A 17,376-nucleotide genomic window follows, 5' to 3' on the forward strand; every position below is an offset into this window, starting at 1 on the left:
ACGCAATAGGCCTTGGCCCAGCCCACCGCGGCGGCGTACGCCGCCTTGTCCACCCACTCCAGCACCGTGCCGGCATCTACGGAGCCGCTGTGTCCGACGTCGGTGGGGGCCGCAAGGAAACGGAGGGTCACGGAATTGGCGGCAGTCTCACTCATGAAAGGAGTTTATTGAAGTGACAGTCCCACCAGATGCGGGGAAGTCTCATACGCTGTCTCACTCGTCATAATCGATGCACTCCATCGCTGATGGGGCCACCTCAGGGCGTGAGTGGGCGTGGTGGGAATCGGAACACGAGGTCGGCATCACCTTCGATGACTGCCGTATCTGCGGGGTTCGACGGCACCCAGAGTCCAATGAACATTACGTGCACTCGGACGGTGACCGATGCCGTGGCTGACGCTCTACCGAGTGTCAAGATGGCGCCCCGATTCATGGAAAGTCACGGCCTGTTTCGTAGCTGGCATGCGCTTGAACCGCAGCTGGCATGTGGCGAACGTGGCCAGCACCTTGTCGATTCCGCCGAGAAACGATGCAGCAAAGCCTCTTGGGGACGGGGCTGCCCGTTCGACGGGTTTCACGTCGCGAAGGGCCTGGGCGGCGCACCGGTCGATTGACCCGACGTTGCCGGAACCATCCAACGATGGCTATCGCCGCCACCGAAACCGCGAGCAAGGCCTGATCCAATGCCATTGAGCCGCCCAGGTACATAACCGTTAAAACGGGCGGGATGGCCAGATATTCGTACCGCCGACTCATTACCACAAACGGCACGAGCAACAGCGCGTACCAGGGGTACCCGGGGCTGACAAGCAACAAGGTGCCACCGATCATCAGCACCTGGCTGTCCCACGGCTTTGCCTGGTCGGTGTGGCGCCAAACCCATACCGCAAGGCAGAGCAGGAGAGCCAGCCCCGCAAACAATTCCCAGGGAGAGGGAAGCACCAGCTGCAACAGTGCAAACCGGGCGCTCGAGCCCCCGGCATACCCCTCTTCCTGCAAATACCCGGGCAAATACCCCAAAACCGCCGCACCGCTGACAGCCAGGAACGGAAGGTAGGCAACAAGGAAAGTGGCGGATGCGGCGACGGTAAAGCGCAGTGGTTTGCGGTAGAGCATGGCGGGGGCAAGGAGGGCCGGGATGAGCTTGGTGGCCACAGCGGCGCCGAAGGCCACACCGGACCTCAATGGCTTGCCGCCCGCCAGCAGCAGCGCGGCGGCAGCGGCCAGGACGGCGCCCAGCACGTCCACGTGGGCGCCGTTGACGGCCTCAAAGGCCACCAGCGGACACCACGCCCACCACACCGCCTGGTGTGCCGGCCGCCCCGACCGGCGCAGGAAGCGCAGCAACATCACGGTGACGGTGAGGCTGAGCACCAGCCCAGCCAGCTGAAAGGCGATGAAGCCGACGTCGGCGCCGGGCAGCAGGCGGACCGCCAGGAAATACAGTTCCGCGACAGCCGGATACACCGTGTGCACCTGTGGTCGGTTGATCGCAGTGCACAGTACGGCAGTTTCCGGGCCGCTGGTGGTGACCACCGTGCCGGTGGGGAACGGTGCGGCATGGCAATTGGCCCCCGGGGCCGGGACACGGAAGAGCCATTCCGGACGCAGGCCAGCCAAGGCAGGGTCTGCCGGTGCGTACCGGTACGGCGAAATTCCGGCCTTCTGCACTATGCCGTCCCAGGCATAGCGGGCGGAGTCGCTGCTGACAACCGGCGGCGCCGCCACCGCGACGGCCCCCAGCAAAAGTGAGCCAGCCACTATCAGCGCCGGGATGTGGCGCGCAGGGAGCCGGCGGGCGGAGATTGCAGCGGCGACGAAGACGACCCAGGCCACAAGCATGCCGAGCAGCGGACGCCAACCACCGTGGCCCGTTCCCGTGACAGTGACGAAGATGACCGCCGCCAACAAGAGCACGAGGGCAGAGGTGAGTGCGACGGCCCCGTTCATGTGGCGCATTGTTCCCTTCACCCTTTGATATTGCCCCACGATGACCCCCGGCGGGTGCCTGCGGGGCATACCGTTCGGCTTTCGTAAGGTCTGGGCAGGGCGCCGGTGCGGCCGCAGTGGTGTGCTGTTCCTATGGACAGATTGACGCAGAAGATCCAGGCGGGCGTGGACGCCGCAGGGGCCCGTTTCGCTTCCCCCCTGCGCAGCAAACGTCTCACGGTGGTCCTGGGACGCTGGCTCGGGTTGGCATTCACCGTATGCTTTGCCACGGGCCTGTACAGCCACTTCCTGCAGCAGCCGCTGCCGTGGATGCTCTTCCTGCCGCGGCCGGTGTGGCTGTACCAGCTGACGCAAGGCGTGCACGTGGCCACCGGCACCGCGGCCATACCGCTGCTACTTTTCAAACTATGGTCGGTCTACGCCCAACTCTTGGGCTGGCCGCCGATCCGCTCCGTGCTGCATGCCTTGGAGCGGGCCACGATCGCAATGCTGGTGGCGGCGTCCCTGGTTGAACTGACCACCGGCCTGATCAACACTTTCGACTGGTATCCGTGGCCGTTCCCGTTTCGGACCGTCCACTACTGGCTGGCCTGGGTGATTGTGTCTTCCCTGGCCCTGCACATCGCCGTGAAGCTGCCCATCATCAGGGAGCACTGGAGCCGGAAACCGGCCGCCGTCGGATCAGGGCCCGAACCTCAGGCGCAGCTCGAAACCGGGGCTGAGACGGTGACTTTGCCCGCAGGCGCGCCCGAGCACGCCGTGTCCCGGCGCGCATTGCTGGCCACGGTGGGCATCACCTCCGCCGTCGCCGTCGGGACCACTGCCGGGCAGTCGTTCCGCTGGCTATCCGCTGTGAACCTGTTCGCCCCCCGGCAACAGGACACGGGGCCGGCCGGTGTTCCCGTGAACCGGACCGCCGCCCAGGCAGGAGTGTCCGGGACCGCGCTCGCGCCGGGGTGGACGGTGACGCTCACTTATCAGGGGCGGCAACGAAGCCTGACCCTGGCCCAGCTTCGGGCGATGCCGCAGTCCACGGGCCGCCTGCCGGTGGCTTGCGTGGACGGGTGGAGCCAGGATGCCGTGTGGCGGGGAGTGAAGATCGTGGACTTGATGACCTTGATGGGAGCACCGGCCAATTCCGACGCACTGGTCCACAGCCTGGAGCAGGCTGGCGCCTATGGCCGCTCGCTGTTGCCAGCCGCCTACAGCCAGGACCCGCTGACGCTCCTGGCGCTTGAGCTCAACGGCGCACCGCTGGACCTGGACCATGGCTATCCCGCGAGGATCATGGCGCCTGGCCGGCCGGGTGTCCTGCAAACCAAATGGGTCAATCGGATTCAGGTGTTGGGCTGATGCGCGCCGCACGTTTAAAGCCGACGACGGCGACGTCCCCGGTCGTGCGTCTAACCCGCCTCGCCCTGGGTGCCGCGGGTGTCGTGGGCATTGCGTACGGCGCAGGCGAACTACTGACGCACCTGAAAGTGTGGGAACTGGTGGGGCTGCTTGGCTGGCTTGCCGGGGCCGTAGTCCTGCATGACGGCGTGTTGGTCCCGCTCACCACGCTGGCCGGCGGGGGACTCAAACGCATCACCTTTGGGCTGGGCGCCTTGCAGCAGTCCATCATCCGCGGTGCCCTGCTGTGCGGGGCCGTCATGACACTCATGGTCGCCCCGTTGCTGAAGGCCCGCTCCGTTTTGCAGCCGGGCAAGCCGGGAGGCGCCGCAAACCGCACCATCCTGGACGGCGCCTATGGGACGCGTCTGGCACTGTTGTGGCTGGGGCTTGCCATTGTGGCCGCCGTGGCCGTGGCCGCCGTCGGGCTTTACGGACGGCGCAAGGTAACGAAGACGCGTCCCTGAAGGATCCGCCGCCCGGCCACGGCAAGGCCGGCGGCGGCGGCATGGCCGCCCAGTGCGTCTGCTCCGGCCTGGGCCCACGGGAACGGTTCACTGCCGCGGCCGGCGGCATCTTCAAGGACTGCACGGTAACTGGTGTCCTGCCCCGGCCGCGGATCCGCCTCCACCAGGATGCGGCCGCCCGGAGCTGCCACCACGGACAACCGTGACAAAAGTGCCGAGACGTTTCCGCCAATGCCCACGTTGCCGTCCAAAAGCAGGACCGAGCCCCAGAGTCCCTCGTGGGGGACCGGGGCAAATATTGACTGCTGCAGTGCACGCACGCCACGGGAGCGGGCCAGCCGAACGGCGCCCGCACTGGGGTCCACGCCCACCGCGGCAAGTCCCGCCTGTTCGGCGGCGGCCAGCATGCGCCCCGGGCCGCAGCCAACATCGAGCAACGGCCCATGCAGGGTTGCCAGCAGCGCCCTTTCATCGTCGGTGGCGGGGGCGCACCAGTCCTGGACGCTGAAAAGAACCTCACCAGGATTGCCGGGGGCTGCCCTTTCCAGGGGCCGGAGACTTAGCTGCCCCCTGCCCTGGAGCAGCGTGCGCTCATAGGGGTCGTGGCCGCCGCGGCCAAAAAACTCGCCGTGGCGTCCGGGGCCGGCCGCGATCGCCGCCGCGACGGCGTTCATGCCGGCACCCCGGCCAGCGCCCGTTCCATGACTTCCACGGTCCGTCCGAAAGCCGTACCGGCAAGGCCGGATGCCACCAGTCGGGCGTCGTCCCAGGTGTCGACGTCGACCAACATCGGGAGCAGTCCCACCCGCAGCCCGGCCGCGGCCAGGCGTGCGGACTGGATGCGACCCGTCGAACCAGTCGACATCGGGACGCCGCGAATCAGTTCCCCGTCCGGTCGTTGCAGGGCCAGCGCCCAGTACCCGCCATCGGCGGCCGGTCCCAGCCACGCGTCCCGGGTGGGTCGTGGTTGGCCCCAGTCCGCCAGCAGCGGGCCCAGGTGGCTGGCGGCGAGCTGTGGAGTGTCCATGCCAAGGATCAACAGCGGTCCTCCGGACGCCGCACAAATCGCGGCCAGCCGTTCATCCAGGCCACCGGAGACCTGGGCCACGACGTCATAGCCGTTGGCATCCACGGTGCGCGGGACGCCGTCGAACACGAGCAGGCGTCGGGTGGCGGGAATGCTTCGCACTGTCCGCAGGGTTTGGCTGAGGCTGGCCTGGGCCAGGCGGGCGCCCTGGACTTCGGTCAGGGGAGGGCTCAGCCGGGTCTTGACCCGCCCGGGAACGCATTCCTTGGCGATCACCGCAATCGTGAGGTTCACGGTCTTCCCCCGCTTCCGGCTCCCGGGGAGGGGACCCTGGCGGAGGCCAGCTGCGCGGACATGTCCGCAACGGCCGTCAGGGTGCCCCGCACCGTGCCGGAGACCTTTGATTTTCCCACGCGCGGCAGATAGGCCACCGGGATTTCCAGGATCCGCCAGCCGGCTTGGTGCCCGGCCAAAAACATCTCCAGCGGGTATCCGCTGCGCCTGTCCACGAGACCCAGAGCCAGCAGCGCGTCACGGCGGGCCAGGCGAAGAGGCCCCAAATCCGTCACCGCCACCCCCGTGATCCTGCGCAGCCGCCATGCCAGCCAGGCGTTGGCGGCCCGTGCATGGACCGGCCAGGAACCGTGCTCCGGCTTCCGGGCCCCCAAAACCAGATCCGCATCCCCCGACTTCACCAGCTCCAGCATGGGAGCCAGCGCGGCCGGATCCAGCGATCCATCACAATCACAAAAAGCCACAAACTCGGCCGTTGCCGCGAGAAGCCCGGTGTGCGCGGCCGCACCGAAACCGCGCCGCGGCTCATGCACCACCGTGGCGCCCAGCCGTCGGGCCACGTCGGCGGAACCATCGGTGGAGCCGTTGTCCACCACGATGGCCCGGTAGCCGGAAGGCAGGGCCGCCACAACCCATGGCAGGGCCCCGGCCTCATCCAGGCAAGGCAGCACAACGTCCACCCGGGCAACCGGCGGTGCGCCGCCGTCGTCCGTCGTCTCAAAGTCTTCCTTCATGCTTCGACGGTAGTTTCGAATCTCCCCGCCGGGGGCCCGAAGATCTTACGGAACCGGGACACTTGGCTCCTGGGCCGCCGTTACCCACCGCTGGCCGGCCGGGAAACCTATGCTGTAAGAGTGAACACAGCAGCCCAGCACACCGACGTCGGCCACCGCCGCATCCTGGTGGTCGAGGATGATCCGACCCTTGCCCACGTGGTGCGCGACTACCTTCTGCAGGTGGGCCTTCAGGTGGACCTGGCCGCGGACGGGTTCACGGCACTTCACTTATCGCGCACGCGCTCGCCGGACCTGATCATCCTCGACCGTATGCTGCCCGGTCTGGACGGGGTGGAGGTGTGCCGGCGGATCCGCGAAACCCAGTCCATGCCCATCATCATGTTGACGGCACTGGGCACCGAGGACGACCGCATCCTGGGGCTGGAAATGGGCGCGGACGACTATGTCACCAAACCTTTCTCCCCGCGGGAACTGGTACTGCGGGTCCAGTCCGTGCTGCGCCGGAGCGTGAAGGACTATGCGCCCGAGCCACCCGTGGAGTTGTGCGGCTTCGAGTTGAATCCGGCGTCGCGCCAAGTCACCCAACATGGTCACCTGCTGTCGCTGACGGCCCGTGAATTTGACCTGTTCGCGTTCCTGTTGCGCCGGCCCAACCAGGTCTTCAGCCGGGACGTGCTCATCAAGGCGGTCTGGGGGTGGGACTTTGGCGACCTCTCCACCGTTACGGTGCACGTGCGCCGGCTGCGCGAGAAAATCGAAGCCGTCCCCACGGCTCCGGTCCTGCTGAAAACGGTCTGGGGCGTCGGGTACATGTTCGACGACGGCACTTCCGCGGGAGCCCAATGAGCGGCAACGACGTGCTGATCATCGTCACGGTGGTGCTCATGTGGGCGCTCGTCATCGGGCTGGCGACGCTCTTGTTGCAACGCCTGATCCGGCGCACCTCCATCGTGCTGCAAATCTGCCTGGTCGTGGCCGGCACCATCGGATCCCTCGTGGCCGGCATGATGGGCGCCTTCAATGCCATGGTCATCTCCGCCCACGACGCCCAGGTCATGTGGTACGTCGTGGCGATCGCCTCGGCCGTGGCGGTGGCCCTGGCCCTGGTCCTGGGGGTTGGCGTGGCACGGAGCACGAAGCGGCTGATCGGGGCCGCGGCCGGGATTGGCCGCGGCGAGACCGTCGCGCCGGGCGGACGGATGAGCTCGGAACTGTCCGCACTCGCCGCCGAACTGAAATCCACCAGTGAAAAGCTCGAGGAGTCCCGACGCCGGGAACTCGCCATCGAGCAGGCGCGGCGCGAACTCGTGGCCTGGGTATCCCACGATCTGCGCACCCCGCTGGCCAGCATGCGCGCCATGGCTGAGGCCCTTGAAGACGGGGTGGCCGACGACGTCCACGGCTACCACCAGCGCATCATCGCCCAAGCCGACCAGATGGCCGTGCTGGTCAACGACCTCCTGGAGCTGTCTAAAATCCAGGCCGGGGCGTTGGTGCTCAATCGGCAGCAACTGGACTTGTATGATCTCGTCAGCGACGCCATCGCCGACCTTGCACCCGTGGCCGCACACCGGGGTATCGCCATTAACGGGGACGCCGTGGTGCGCACCTCGGCCTCCATCGACGGTGCCTCGCTGGGCCGGGCCATCCGCAACCTCATCCTTAACGGAATCCTCTACAGCAAACCCGGCAGCACGGTGGATATTGCGGTGCGCTCGGGCGAGGGCTGGGCGCTGGTCGCTGTGGAGGACGGCTGCGGTGGCATATCCACCGAAGACCTGGGACACCTGTTCACACCGGGCTGGCAGAAGGACGCGGGCCGGACCAAGTCGCGCTACAGCGGTGCGGGCGTGGGGTTGAGCGTGGTGGCAGGCATTGTCCAGGCGCACCACGGCAGCGTCGATGTGGCCAATGTTGACGGCGGTTGCCGCTTCACCCTTCAGGTCCCCGTCAGCTAAGCGGTTTCGCCCCGCGCCGGCTCAGTCGCCGCGCAACGGCGCCGTGGCAAACTCCCGCATGCCGGCGTCGAAGCCGTGCCGCGGCTCCCAGCCCAGTTCGGCTGCGATCCTTGCGGAACTGGCGGTGATGTGGCGGACATCGCCGAGCCTGAACCCGCCGGTGACCACCGGGGGAGGCCCGCCGGCCGCAGCGCTAAGCGCCCCAGCCACGTCGAGGATTGTGTGAACCTCCTGGGCACCCACGTTGTAGCAGCGGAACAACCCCGGTCCGGCGGTGGCCAGGGCGCCGACGGCCAGGATGTTGGCGCGGGCCACGTCCGACACATGGACAAAACTGCGGCGTTGTCCGCCGTCCTCGAACACCTGTGGCGCCTCGCCGCGGGCCAGGGCGGATCGAAACAGGCTGGCCACCCCCGCATAAGGGGTGTCCTTGGGCATCCCCGGCCCGTACACGTTGTGGTAGCGCAGCACGACGGCCCTGCCTGCGGTTGCCCGGGCCCAGGCAAACGCCAGGTGCTCCTGCGCCACTTTCGAGGCCGCATAGACGTTGCGGGGGTCCAGGGCGTCCTCCTCGGTGGTCAATGCCGGCAATAGCGGGGCCCCCGTGACTGGGTGTCGCGGCTCGAAGAGCCCTTGGGCCAGGTCGGTGGCCAGGCGGGGGCCCGGACGCACAGTGGCGTCGGTGTCATCGCTATAACTGCCTTCCCCATAAACCACCATGGACGACGCCAGGACCAGCCGGTCCACGCCCGAGGAGGCCATGCCGGCCAACAGGACGGCCGTGGCGAAATCATTGTTGCGAACATAGTCCGGGGCATCGGCATAGTCCACGCCCAGCCCCACCTTCGCGCTTTGGTGGACGACGACGTCGACCCCCGCCAGCGCTGACGCAACCGTCCCGGGATCGGCAACGTCTCCCACCATGAGTTCGATGCCGTCGGACAGGCGCACCGGCTGCGGATGCACCGCCGGATCCAACAGGTCCAAAACACGCACCTCCCACCCCCGTGCCAGGGCGGTCGCCACGACGTGGGAGCCAATAAAGCCGGCACCGCCGGTCACCAGGATCTTCATGGCAGGCCTCCTGCCATGACAGCAGCCACGGCGTCGGCCGGGATGGCACCGGGTGGGAGGTATTCGTCGTCGAACGCGGCGGCGACGGCTGCCAATACGCGCACAATGCGGGGCTGCGCCTCGGCCAGCCTGCCCAGGACAAGTTCCGCCGTGACCGGTTCCGTGCCGTCATGGCCGGTATCGGAGTCCGTGATGAACGCCAGGGTGGCAAAGCCCATATTCAATTCAGCGGCCAGCACGGGCTCCGGGTACTGGGTCATGCTGATTAGCCCAGCCCCGGCCTGGACCAGTGCGGCCGACTCGGCCTTGGTGGAAAACCGCGGGCCGTTGATGACGGCCACCGTTGCCTTTGGCGGGGTGTTCTCGCCCGTCTTGGCGAGGGCCTCGAGCAGGATGCCGCGCAGCAGGGGGCAGTAGGGTTCGGCCGCCGGCAGGTGCTGGACACCGGTGGGCACGGTACCGTCATAAAAGGTGTCCGGGCGGCCCCATGTCCTGTCCAGAAATTGGTCGGGCACGGCAAATGTTCCGGGTGCGTGGGTTTTCGTGAGCCCACCCACTGCGGCAGAGGCAATGACTGCCTGCACGCCAAGGCTCTTCAAAGCCCAGAGATTGGCGCGGTAATTAATCTGTTGGGGCGCCACGGCGTGTTCTTGACCGTGTCGGCTCAAAAATGCCACGGGTGGCCCTTCATTTCCGGTGCCTGGGAGATGTGCCACCACGACGGGGCCGGACGGGGCGCCGAACGGCGTGGCAACCTCGATGCTCGAAAGGATCTGGGCCCCGGGAAGGCGGTAAAGCCCCGTCCCGCCGATGATTCCCAGGCGCAGCTGGGGCGGACTGGTCAAGCAGCTGTTCTTCGACGGAGAAGTCATGGCACCCATACTGCCAATTGCTGCTTCGTCGGGGCTGGCTAAATGGTTAAGAAACCCTTACGAACCCGCAGTCCTGCAGTCGGACCCGTGGATATCCTCATGATGAACCCCGCGGTCGGGCTCATGGCGACGTAGCAGTGAACTTGCCTCGGCGCCTGGAGGCTCTCGCGTGTTTTGGGAGTATGTCGAGTTTGGAAAGTAGGGCCGGACCTGCCGCAGCCCTTAGCTGGTTTGTGGGTCCGAGGGAATAATGACGAATTGCGTGAGTTGGAACTTCGACGCTGTCGTGCCGGTCCTGGATGTGGATGGACGTGGCCCACGAACCGGTGTAAAGGTGGACCCATGGATGCCGACATCAATTTCTATTTCGATCCGGTTTGCCCTTTCGCCTGGATGACGAGTAAGTGGGTGCGACAGGTGCAGGCGCAGCGCGACTACACAGTGGACTGGCGGTTCATCTCGTTGCGCCTGATCAACGCCGAGGTTGACTATGCGGCGCTTTTTCCGCCGGAGTACGAGGCCGGACACATGGCCGGGCTCCGTCTTCTGCGGGTGGCCGCCCGGGCACGGGCGGAACACGGTCGCGACTCGATGGCCGGGTTGTATGCGGCGTTCGGGGCGCACATCTTCGATGTTGCCCCGGACCCGGTCAACCAGCGCACTGAGGGTGAGGTGCGGGAGCGGCGTGGGACCCGTGAGTTCGTGGAACCGATCCTCGCCAGGGCCGGCCTGCCGCTGGAACTGGCTGAGGCTCTCGAGGACGAGACCTGGGATGCCGAGATCAGGGCGGAGACGGATGAGGCGCTTGCGCTGACGGGCAGGGATGTGGGTACGCCCATCATCCATTTTCAGCCACCCGCCGGGGTTGCCTTCTTTGGGCCGGTCATCAGCCGGCTGCCAGCGGAAGACGACGCCGGCGTGTTGTGGGATCATGTGGTCGGATTGGCACGCTTCCCTGGTTTCGCGGAGCTCAAGCGCAGCCTGCGCGAGCAGCCACAGCTGGCGGCCCTCGGAGTTGACGCCAATACGGTCGGGCAGCAGGAAGACTGGCGCGCGGGCAGCCGGCGCCAGAAGTATTGAAAGATGTGTGAGGATGGACCCATGAGTCCGACAAGCAAACGCCAGCACCGGGAGTCCGTCACCGTGGAAGCGTCAGCCGAGACGCTTTACGATCTAGTCTCCGATATCACCCGCACTGGGGAGTGGAGCCCGGTCTGTACGTCGTGTTGGTGGGACGAGCAGGCCAATGCCGGCCAGCCGGGTGCCTGGTTCACAGGGCGCAATGAGCTCCCGGACCGGTCGTGGGAGACCCGGTCGCAGGTGGTGGCTGCCGAGCGCGGTTGCGAGTTCGCCTGGGTAGTGGGTGGCAGCTTCGTCCGCTGGGGATACACCATGACGCCGGCGGATACTGGGACAATCTTGAGCGAGACGTGGGAGTTCCTGCCGGCGGGAATCGCCATGTTTGAGGAGAAGTACGGTGACCAGGCGTACGCCCAAATAACCGATCGCACCGAGCAGGCTCTGGAGGGCATCCCGAAAACGCTCGCCGCGATCAAGCGGATCGCCGAGTCCATCACTGCAAGCGCGGTGGCCCGTTCATGACCGGTTCGTTCCGTGCGTTCGGACTCCCCGGGACGATCGGCTGTCCGTAGTTCGAGGATCGGTGATCTGAGGACGGCAATGGCTAGCGTCCCCTCGGGGCCCGGTTCCGCGGCCTGAGTGAGACCGGGCCGGGCTCCTTCGCCCAATGATACGATCTGTCATCGATCGGCACAGACCCGGACCTGCCCGGCGCCTGTGCCCAAAATCCTTACGCGTGGGGCTGGATTCGGCGCGCTGGGCCGGACTCTGAGACCCGAATTGTTTGTGATCAACCTCCGGGCCGTGCGTTTTCATAGCGACTTCATGGCGACCAATGGATGTAACCGCCTGCCCCGAGCACTTTGGCAAATGCCTGGCCCCACAGGTCGTCGTGGCCCGATGAGGGCAATCAAGGCGTAAGAGTCGGGCCGGGGGAAACATCGACGGCGTCCCTGGTGCCGCTGAGGATCTTGGCCAGAAGTACCGCTAGCAAATGCGACCGAGTACCGATCTGCTTCAACGCCGTGAACGCTCGCCGGGGCAATCCGGAGGGTCCACGGCTACGAATTACTTGTGTCCTCGAAAACTGTAGGAGGACACGACTATTTGAGGTGCCCCGCTCCCGGGACGCCGTGACCGGATCGGCACAAACTTATGTCAACGCAGACATCAACAATGAACCACCGCTCGAACATGACCGGCAGGGGGCTGCTTGGCCGCCCGGTCAAACATCCTTTGAGGGCGCTTCCAGTGGTGGCGTTGATAGTGGCGGGTGCGGCGCATATTCCGGTCATTCCGGCGCATCTGCACGAAGCGCCCTATATAGGGGTGCTGTTCATCGTCCTCACGGCAGCGAGCTTTGTCCTGGCGGCCGTGCTCGCCCTCGGCGACGTCTCAGTGGCTTACTTCAGCACTGCCGCAGTCATGGCCCTGGCCCTCCTGGCGTACGTCGTATCCCGGACCATTGGACTTCCCCAAATTGGCGATGACATCGGCAACTGGCTTGAACCGCTCGGAGTGGTGTCGGTCATCGCGGAGGCCACCGCGTGCTTGAGCGCGATCGCCATCGGAGTCAAAGCCCGTCAACAGGTTGGGATGCATACCCTCAGCCCGCACCGGCCCTGATAGCAAAGGCATGTCCGTGAAAGTTCCAGCACCGTGTCAAGCCCCGGAACCGTCCTGCTCCCGGGCTGCTGAGGTTTCAGCAGAAGGTCTTTCCAAAAACTTCCGGTCCGTGCTGTAAGGCAAAGCCAGGCATTGGTTTCAGGCCTGGGGAAGTGACTATCGGGGACGATCTTGAGAGCACCATCGTATATATCTACCTTTCCCCCAGCTGCCTGCGCGGGGCTCGATCCGACCGTGACGCCAGAGCGATCTTCAGGATTTATCGCCAACAACCATGAAAAGGAAACCCATGATTCCGAACAAAGCCCGTCAAGGCCTCCTCCTCGCCCTCATCTCCGCAGCAACCATTTTCGGCGCCAGTGCCTGCGGGAGCGCCGCAACGGGAACTAGCCCATCATCTGCCCCGCCGGCTGCGACGCCGTCATCGACCGCGTCGATGGGCCCGGAGGCGAGTGCGTCCCCGGCAAAATCCGCGACCCCATCGACGGGGACCGCAGCCAAGGAAGTCATCCAGATCAAGTCCTTCGCCTACACCGGCCCGGACAGCATCAAGGCCGGTTCAACGGTGACCGTGACGAACATGGATGCCCAGGCCCACACCCTCACCGCCGATGACGGTTCTTTCAACGCCGTCGTTGAACCCGGCGCCAGCGTCACGTTCACCGCCCCGACGAAACCCGGTGCCTACACCTACCACTGCAAGTACCACGCCAGCATGCACGGAACGCTGAACGTCAAATGATCCGCGCCAAAAGCTCCAGACAGGGCGGCCGCGTGGAGCGATCAGAAACGGTGAGCCACCACGGGCGCGCAGCCGGCGCCATGGTCTTACGGGTTCTGGCTGCGGCCGGCCTGGCCGTGGACGCCGTCGTTCATGCCCAGCTCGCCCCGGGCTACCAAGCCGCCGCCCCTGGAGGTTTCGGAGAAGGCAATCTCTTTCTGGCTGAAGCCGCAGCCGCCGCGGTGGTAGGGCTCTACGTATTGGTCCGCGGAAGTCGCCCAGCCTGGGTTCTGGCCCTGCTCAGCGCTGCCGGTGGACTGGCAGCGCTGCTCCTTTACCGTTACATCGAGATCCCTGCATTCGGTCCCTTCCCCTCGATGTACGAACCCGTGTGGTTCTTTGAGAAAACCCTTACCGCCCTCGCCCAAGCTGCCGTCATACTCCTGGCAGCCGCCGCTCTGGTTCTTCACCGAAGGACCAGTATTGCCCGACTCCTGTCCGCGTCTGCCCGCACGGCCCGCGAAAACAAGTGACTGCGGGAAGTCCTCCCCATGCAGGATCCAAGTCCTCCGATTGCCGGTGTGGCTCCACTTCCGCTGCAGCATCGGGCAGCAGGTGCGGGCGGGGCACTGCAAAGGTACGAGTTCCTACCGAGAAGCCACTGAAAACGTCTGGTCCGTCCCCCGGCGCCCGTGACCGACCTATCCGCCAGTAGTCCTGTGTTGGTGTCGGGGTTGGCCGGACCACCTTACGCTGTCGGTGGGTCGATGGACGGTGGCGGAGTCTCACTTGAGTTCCACGGGTGTCTCCTCGGTTGCTGCCGGAAGACACCCGTGGCGGCGGTGGCTGACTTAGCCGTTCCCGCCCGCTTAGTCGTCGCCGTCGCGGTCGTTGTCGCCGCTGGTGTTGATGACGCCGTTCACCCCTTGGGGGAAGAACCCGCCTGATCGCACCTGGTGGCCGGTGAGGTAGACAATGTTCAGCACCTGGGCGGTGGTGCGCCCGTACGCGATGCCATTGGCATCAGTGGGCACCAGGTTGGCCTTGCCGTTGAGTACGATGGGCTGGTCATCATCGGTGCGGCCATCGACGGCGTCGCGCAGGTTGGAGATGTTCACCGTTGGCGCTGCCAGGCCCATCTCCAAGAGTGTGGTGCGGATAATGCCTGCATAGTAGGCCTCCACGGCGAGGATTCCGGCGGCCGCACTGAGGTAGGTCTTGTTGGTGACCAGCGGCGCGGCTCCCTTGTAGGCGGTGACGCCCACGTCTTCGAAGACGAAGGCTCCGAGGAGGAAGTTTTGTTCGTTCGCGTAGACGTCGAACTTTTGGCCCTTCTTGATCAGTCCTGCGGCCATTGCCGCAGCCGTGAAACTGTCGTCGATGTTGATGCTCGGTCGTGAGACCGCGACGGAGCCCAGCGCCCCGCGCAGGAATGCGACGTGGGACATTTCATCGGCGGCGATTTCGGTGGGATCTGGCGGATCCGCCCCGTCCTGAAGGGAACCGCATGCCCGCCATCAACGCCGCCGCGGCGGCCGGTGCCGGTGGTGAGCTTCTCGGGCAGGCCGTGCCCGGTGACTGCCCGGAGGTAGAACTCGGCTTCCAGGTATTCCAGGTTCAAGGCAAAGTTCAGGATCGAGGCATCACTGGGGGCTTTGGCGGTGGAGGTGCTTGCATCTGCGGCGGCCGCGGTGGCTGCGAGGAGGGCAGCAGCTCCGAAGCCGGCCCCGGAGAGCCCCAGGACTCCGGACATCACGATTTAATTGATGAGAGCCGGGGCCTTGGTTTTGATCTCGTATTTGAGGATGAGGCTGCTGCCGGGGTAGCGGGTTTTGGTGCTGTTGAGGTGCTCGCAGAGTTCGGCAGCGGCCGCTGTCTTGGCTCTGGTGGGTAGCGGGTCCAGGCTGATGGTCAGGTAGCCGGGGGTAGTGGTGTCGATGTTGCCGGGCTGGTTGAAGATCTGGCGCGTGAGGGTGTGGGCTTCCTGCTTGGCACGCCGGTAGCCGGTGTTGGTGCGGATCTCGCGGGCGATCGTCATCGAGGTGTTGTAGGCGGCCATCCGGATCCCGGTGTGGATCAGTTTCACCTCGGTGTCCAGGACTTGCTGGCCCGGGTTCAACTCCCCGAGCCGAAGCTTTGCAGGAATGGCTTTGTGGGCCTTCTCGGCTGCGATCAGCGCTTTTCCTGCTTCCCAGAGCGGGGCCATGGCCTGGTTGTGCATGGCGCTAGTGACCGTGACAGCCAGTTCATTGGTGCCTTCTGCCGGGGTTTTCAGCGCCATCAGGTTGATATCGGCGATGGCAGCGGCCTCGGCATGCGCGGTTCGGGCGGCCACGACTTTTTGGTAGGCCTTGGCCTTGGCAGGGTTCGGCACCATCCGCTCCTCATCGTCACCGGTGCTGGTGTAGGAGTCGTGGGAATCGAGCTCGAAGTGCATCCGGGCGTAGCGGAACTGGTTTTCCTGCCGCCACCTGTTCCCCATCCGATACACAACTTCCCCGGCCGGAAGGCCACGATCGGTGGTGAAAATGTGGATCTGCCGGGTCCCGCCACCGGTGGTGCCCACGATCCGGCTGATCTGACGGATCTCAAAGACCTCCCCGCTGGTCTTGGTGGTGTTCAGGGGAAGGTCAACGAGCGTGTCGGCCACCGACCACTTCCGTTCCTGCCCGTGGTCATCGGTGTGGGTGACCTGGTTGAAGAGGTCTTCGGTGATGTCCTCCGTGGCGCCTTTGCGCCAAGTCAGCACATCAAAACCAGCCGCATCCATGTGTTTGAACAGGGCCGGAGACCAGCCGCCGCGGTCAAAACCAACCAACACCCGCCGCTCGTCCCCGACCGCGGTGCGCAGTTCAGGCAACAGGTCGCGGAGCTCGGCGGCCAGGGACGCGCCGGGTTTGGCCATGACGACGAATATCGGGGAGCCGTGGGCGTCGGTGACCCAGGTTTCCTCGGTCGCCGGGACCGGAAACTTCAACCTCGTGGAGTAGATCTTTCCAATCTTTTTCGTGCCCTGGTAGGCGCGCACATGCCCATCAACATAAAGGATCGCCGCCAAGTCCTCACCACCAGGACCAGTGCCGGCCAGATGGTGTTTGGCCAGGGCCGCGATCAGGTCCCCGGCCTTGCCCGTTTCGGCAAGGCCGGAGATGCGGCGGCGGATGGTTTTTACTTCCGGGGCCCGATCCAACCCCAACACCCGACCAAGCTCCGCCGGGTCAAAGCGGGTCGCGCCCTCGGCCCGGGCCTCCCCGGCCAGAGCCCGCAGCACGGCATCGATCAGGATCGTGTCGAGCCCGTAGAAACCATTCGGCAATGCCCCGTACACCTCCTTCGCGCAGGCGAGCAGGCCGGTGGTTTCCAGTGCCGGAAAGGCCAGGAACAATCCCGCGTGCCGGATGTGGGCGGCCGGGGCAAACACCGCGGATGCGCCCTCGAGCAAGGCCGCGGAGGCACGCTCCGCGGCGCGGGGAACCGGGACCGGCAGGAACGGCAGTGCAGGCTGCTGTGCTGGTGATGGTGCCAGGGCCTCAGGCTCCTCGGATGCGGGTGTTGCCACGGCAGCGGCAGCTTGTTCGGCAGCGATTTTCAAGGCCCGGCGGACACTGAACTCGGAGACGCCGACCGCGTCACCGACGCCCTGCTGGGACAAACCGGTGCTGTGTAGTTCCACGATCCGGGCGATGACACTCTCGGTGAGCCGGGAGGCCCGCTTCGGGCCCCTCTTCTCTGGCACCAACGCGGCAATGCCGCCTTCAGTCAGCAGTTGCTTCCACAGCCACACCGTGGTGGGTGTGACATCAAAGGCCGCTGCGATCTCAGCGACGCCGGCTGCCTTAAGCGCCGCGAGTCTCACCGCTGCCCAACGGCGGCCGACTTCATCACCGCCGTCCCAGGAAAACGAGGCTTGTCCGTGAAGAAAAACAGTGCCGCCACCCTCGGCGTCCCTCACGAGTTCCCCGGCCATGCCCAGCGGCACAGCACCGGAAGCCATCGCCACAGGAAGAGGAGGTTGAGCAGTCATGAGACCCATCATTCCACCCTTCCAATACAGGTATTTTCCTTAATCTATTATATCGAAAAACGGGCAAAATTAACAGGGTTTGTTATGTCGCAGGACATCGGTGACAGTTCTGCCTCAACACATCGGTGACAGTTCGGCGGGTTTTGGTGGTGAC

At 65.6% G+C, this 17,376-nt stretch carries 18 protein-coding genes and 1 pseudogene; 9 read left to right on the top strand and 10 right to left on the bottom strand.

The window, feature by feature from the left end:
• Together CVV68_RS24435 and CVV68_RS21340 are read right to left on the bottom strand one after the other, a co-directional pair.
• Positions 1-155 (bottom strand): annotated as a pseudogene (locus tag CVV68_RS24435) (acyl-CoA thioesterase); the annotation flags it as partial.
• A gap of 274 nt (positions 156-429) precedes the next feature.
• Complete coding sequence (locus tag CVV68_RS21340) at positions 430-1,950, bottom strand: glycosyltransferase family 87 protein (protein WP_211320951.1); 1,521 nt, start codon at positions 1,948-1,950, stop codon at positions 430-432.
• A gap of 132 nt (positions 1,951-2,082) precedes the next feature.
• Here CVV68_RS21340 and CVV68_RS21345 point away from each other — a divergent pair, with 132 nt between their 5' ends.
• Positions 2,083-3,303, top strand: coding sequence for a molybdopterin-dependent oxidoreductase (locus CVV68_RS21345; RefSeq protein ID WP_110503010.1), 1,221 nt, complete (start codon positions 2,083-2,085; stop codon positions 3,301-3,303).
• Positions 3,303-3,809: a hypothetical protein gene (locus CVV68_RS21350; protein WP_170133291.1), complete on the top strand. Its 507-nt coding sequence runs from the start codon at positions 3,303-3,305 to the stop codon at positions 3,807-3,809. The genes CVV68_RS21345 and CVV68_RS21350 overlap by 1 nt, the downstream gene beginning before the upstream one ends.
• Here the strand turns inward: CVV68_RS21350 and CVV68_RS21355 are convergent.
• The 3 genes from CVV68_RS21355 to CVV68_RS21365 are packed head-to-tail and all read right to left on the bottom strand — an operon-like array spanning position 3,773 to position 5,864.
• On the bottom strand, positions 3,773-4,483 hold the full coding sequence (locus tag CVV68_RS21355) for a methyltransferase domain-containing protein (protein ID WP_110503012.1): 711 nt from the start codon (positions 4,481-4,483) through the stop codon (positions 3,773-3,775). The genes CVV68_RS21350 and CVV68_RS21355 overlap by 37 nt on opposite strands.
• Complete coding sequence (locus CVV68_RS21360) at positions 4,480-5,130, bottom strand: TIGR04282 family arsenosugar biosynthesis glycosyltransferase (protein ID WP_110503013.1); 651 nt, start codon at positions 5,128-5,130, stop codon at positions 4,480-4,482. Before CVV68_RS21360 ends, CVV68_RS21355 begins: the two co-directional genes overlap by 4 nt.
• Entirely contained in the window at positions 5,127-5,864 is a 738-nt protein-coding gene (locus CVV68_RS21365) for a glycosyltransferase family 2 protein (protein ID WP_110503014.1), read from the bottom strand. Before CVV68_RS21365 ends, CVV68_RS21360 begins: the two co-directional genes overlap by 4 nt.
• A 120-nt stretch (positions 5,865-5,984) precedes the next feature.
• Here CVV68_RS21365 and CVV68_RS21370 point away from each other — a divergent pair, with 120 nt between their 5' ends.
• Both CVV68_RS21370 and CVV68_RS21375 read left to right on the top strand, forming a co-directional pair.
• Positions 5,985-6,713, top strand: a complete 729-nt coding sequence (locus CVV68_RS21370; RefSeq protein WP_110503015.1) for a response regulator transcription factor — start codon at positions 5,985-5,987, stop codon at positions 6,711-6,713.
• Positions 6,710-7,825 carry a sensor histidine kinase gene (locus tag CVV68_RS21375; RefSeq protein WP_110503016.1) on the top strand — a complete coding sequence of 372 codons (1,116 nt, stop codon included), beginning with the start codon at positions 6,710-6,712 and terminating at the stop codon, positions 7,823-7,825. Before CVV68_RS21370 ends, CVV68_RS21375 begins: the two co-directional genes overlap by 4 nt.
• A 21-nt stretch (positions 7,826-7,846) precedes the next feature.
• On the opposite strand, the gene CVV68_RS21380 is transcribed toward CVV68_RS21375, so the two are convergent.
• Together CVV68_RS21380 and CVV68_RS21385 are read right to left on the bottom strand one after the other, a co-directional pair.
• Complete coding sequence (locus CVV68_RS21380; RefSeq protein WP_110503017.1) at positions 7,847-8,899, bottom strand: NAD-dependent epimerase/dehydratase family protein; 1,053 nt, start codon at positions 8,897-8,899, stop codon at positions 7,847-7,849.
• Positions 8,896-9,744: an MTAP family purine nucleoside phosphorylase gene (locus tag CVV68_RS21385; protein ID WP_245933713.1), complete on the bottom strand. Its 849-nt coding sequence runs from the start codon at positions 9,742-9,744 to the stop codon at positions 8,896-8,898. The genes CVV68_RS21380 and CVV68_RS21385 overlap by 4 nt, the downstream gene beginning before the upstream one ends.
• Before the next feature lie 369 nt (positions 9,745-10,113).
• On the opposite strand from CVV68_RS21385, the gene CVV68_RS21390 reads away from it, so the two are divergent.
• From CVV68_RS21390 to CVV68_RS21410, 5 genes are all read left to right on the top strand, one after another.
• A complete protein-coding gene (locus tag CVV68_RS21390) occupies positions 10,114-10,851 on the top strand; it encodes a mycothiol-dependent nitroreductase Rv2466c family protein (RefSeq protein WP_110503018.1) in 738 nt (245 codons plus the stop codon).
• 21 nt (positions 10,852-10,872) lie between these two features.
• On the top strand, positions 10,873-11,373 hold the full coding sequence (locus tag CVV68_RS21395; RefSeq protein ID WP_110503019.1) for an SRPBCC family protein: 501 nt from the start codon (positions 10,873-10,875) through the stop codon (positions 11,371-11,373).
• A 654-nt stretch (positions 11,374-12,027) separates the two neighbouring features.
• Positions 12,028-12,477, top strand: coding sequence for a hypothetical protein (locus CVV68_RS21400; protein ID WP_170133292.1), 450 nt, complete (start codon positions 12,028-12,030; stop codon positions 12,475-12,477).
• A 289-nt stretch (positions 12,478-12,766) separates the two neighbouring features.
• A complete protein-coding gene (locus CVV68_RS21405) occupies positions 12,767-13,219 on the top strand; it encodes a cupredoxin domain-containing protein (RefSeq protein WP_211320952.1) in 453 nt (150 codons plus the stop codon).
• 32 nt (positions 13,220-13,251) lie between these two features.
• Positions 13,252-13,731 (top strand): hypothetical protein, encoded by a 480-nt coding sequence (locus tag CVV68_RS21410; protein WP_245933714.1) that lies wholly within the window; start codon positions 13,252-13,254, stop codon positions 13,729-13,731.
• A gap of 336 nt (positions 13,732-14,067) precedes the next feature.
• Here CVV68_RS21410 and CVV68_RS21415 read toward each other — a convergent pair whose 3' ends face one another.
• Genes CVV68_RS21415 through CVV68_RS21420 form a run of 3 tightly spaced genes read right to left on the bottom strand, consistent with a single transcriptional unit; the run spans position 14,068 to position 17,222 of the window.
• Positions 14,068-14,646 (bottom strand): ferritin-like domain-containing protein, encoded by a 579-nt coding sequence (locus CVV68_RS21415; protein ID WP_281268319.1) that lies wholly within the window; start codon positions 14,644-14,646, stop codon positions 14,068-14,070.
• Positions 14,538-14,951, bottom strand: coding sequence for a ferritin-like domain-containing protein (locus tag CVV68_RS24700; protein WP_368773190.1), 414 nt, complete (start codon positions 14,949-14,951; stop codon positions 14,538-14,540). Before CVV68_RS24700 ends, CVV68_RS21415 begins: the two co-directional genes overlap by 109 nt.
• Before the next feature lie 6 nt (positions 14,952-14,957).
• The gene (locus tag CVV68_RS21420) at positions 14,958-17,222 is read right to left on the bottom strand and encodes a putative transposase (RefSeq protein ID WP_170133293.1); all 2,265 of its coding nucleotides are present in this window, start codon (positions 17,220-17,222) and stop codon (positions 14,958-14,960) included.
• Positions 17,223-17,376 lie beyond the last annotated feature (154 nt).

The organism is Arthrobacter livingstonensis (assembly GCF_003219815.1).
In the GTDB taxonomy this organism is placed as follows: domain Bacteria; phylum Actinomycetota; class Actinomycetes; order Actinomycetales; family Micrococcaceae; genus Specibacter; species Specibacter livingstonensis.

What these genes read in the sequence shown, in the direction of transcription:
- CVV68_RS21345 (WP_110503010.1), top strand. Translation starts at nt 2,083, where the DNA reads ATGGACAGATTGACGCAGAAGATCCAGGCGGGCGTGGACGCCGCAGGG.
- CVV68_RS21350 (WP_170133291.1), top strand. Translation starts at nt 3,303, where the DNA reads ATGCGCGCCGCACGTTTAAAGCCGACGACGGCGACGTCCCCGGTCGTG.
- CVV68_RS21390 (WP_110503018.1), top strand. Translation starts at nt 10,114, where the DNA reads ATGGATGCCGACATCAATTTCTATTTCGATCCGGTTTGCCCTTTCGCC.
- CVV68_RS21400 (WP_170133292.1), top strand. Translation starts at nt 12,028, where the DNA reads ATGAACCACCGCTCGAACATGACCGGCAGGGGGCTGCTTGGCCGCCCG.
- CVV68_RS21355 (WP_110503012.1), bottom strand. Translation starts at nt 4,483, where the DNA reads ATGAACGCCGTCGCGGCGGCGATCGCGGCCGGCCCCGGACGCCACGGC.
- CVV68_RS21380 (WP_110503017.1), bottom strand. Translation starts at nt 8,899, where the DNA reads ATGAAGATCCTGGTGACCGGCGGTGCCGGCTTTATTGGCTCCCACGTC.
- CVV68_RS21375 (WP_110503016.1), top strand. Translation starts at nt 6,710, where the DNA reads ATGAGCGGCAACGACGTGCTGATCATCGTCACGGTGGTGCTCATGTGG.
- CVV68_RS21405 (WP_211320952.1), top strand. Translation starts at nt 12,767, where the DNA reads ATGATTCCGAACAAAGCCCGTCAAGGCCTCCTCCTCGCCCTCATCTCC.
- CVV68_RS21340 (WP_211320951.1), bottom strand. Translation starts at nt 1,950, where the DNA reads ATGAACGGGGCCGTCGCACTCACCTCTGCCCTCGTGCTCTTGTTGGCG.
- CVV68_RS21365 (WP_110503014.1), bottom strand. Translation starts at nt 5,864, where the DNA reads ATGAAGGAAGACTTTGAGACGACGGACGACGGCGGCGCACCGCCGGTT.
- CVV68_RS21415 (WP_281268319.1), bottom strand. Translation starts at nt 14,646, where the DNA reads ATGTCCCACGTCGCATTCCTGCGCGGGGCGCTGGGCTCCGTCGCGGTC.
- CVV68_RS21420 (WP_170133293.1), bottom strand. Translation starts at nt 17,222, where the DNA reads ATGACTGCTCAACCTCCTCTTCCTGTGGCGATGGCTTCCGGTGCTGTG.
- CVV68_RS21395 (WP_110503019.1), top strand. Translation starts at nt 10,873, where the DNA reads ATGAGTCCGACAAGCAAACGCCAGCACCGGGAGTCCGTCACCGTGGAA.
- CVV68_RS24700 (WP_368773190.1), bottom strand. Translation starts at nt 14,951, where the DNA reads ATGTCCGGAGTCCTGGGGCTCTCCGGGGCCGGCTTCGGAGCTGCTGCC.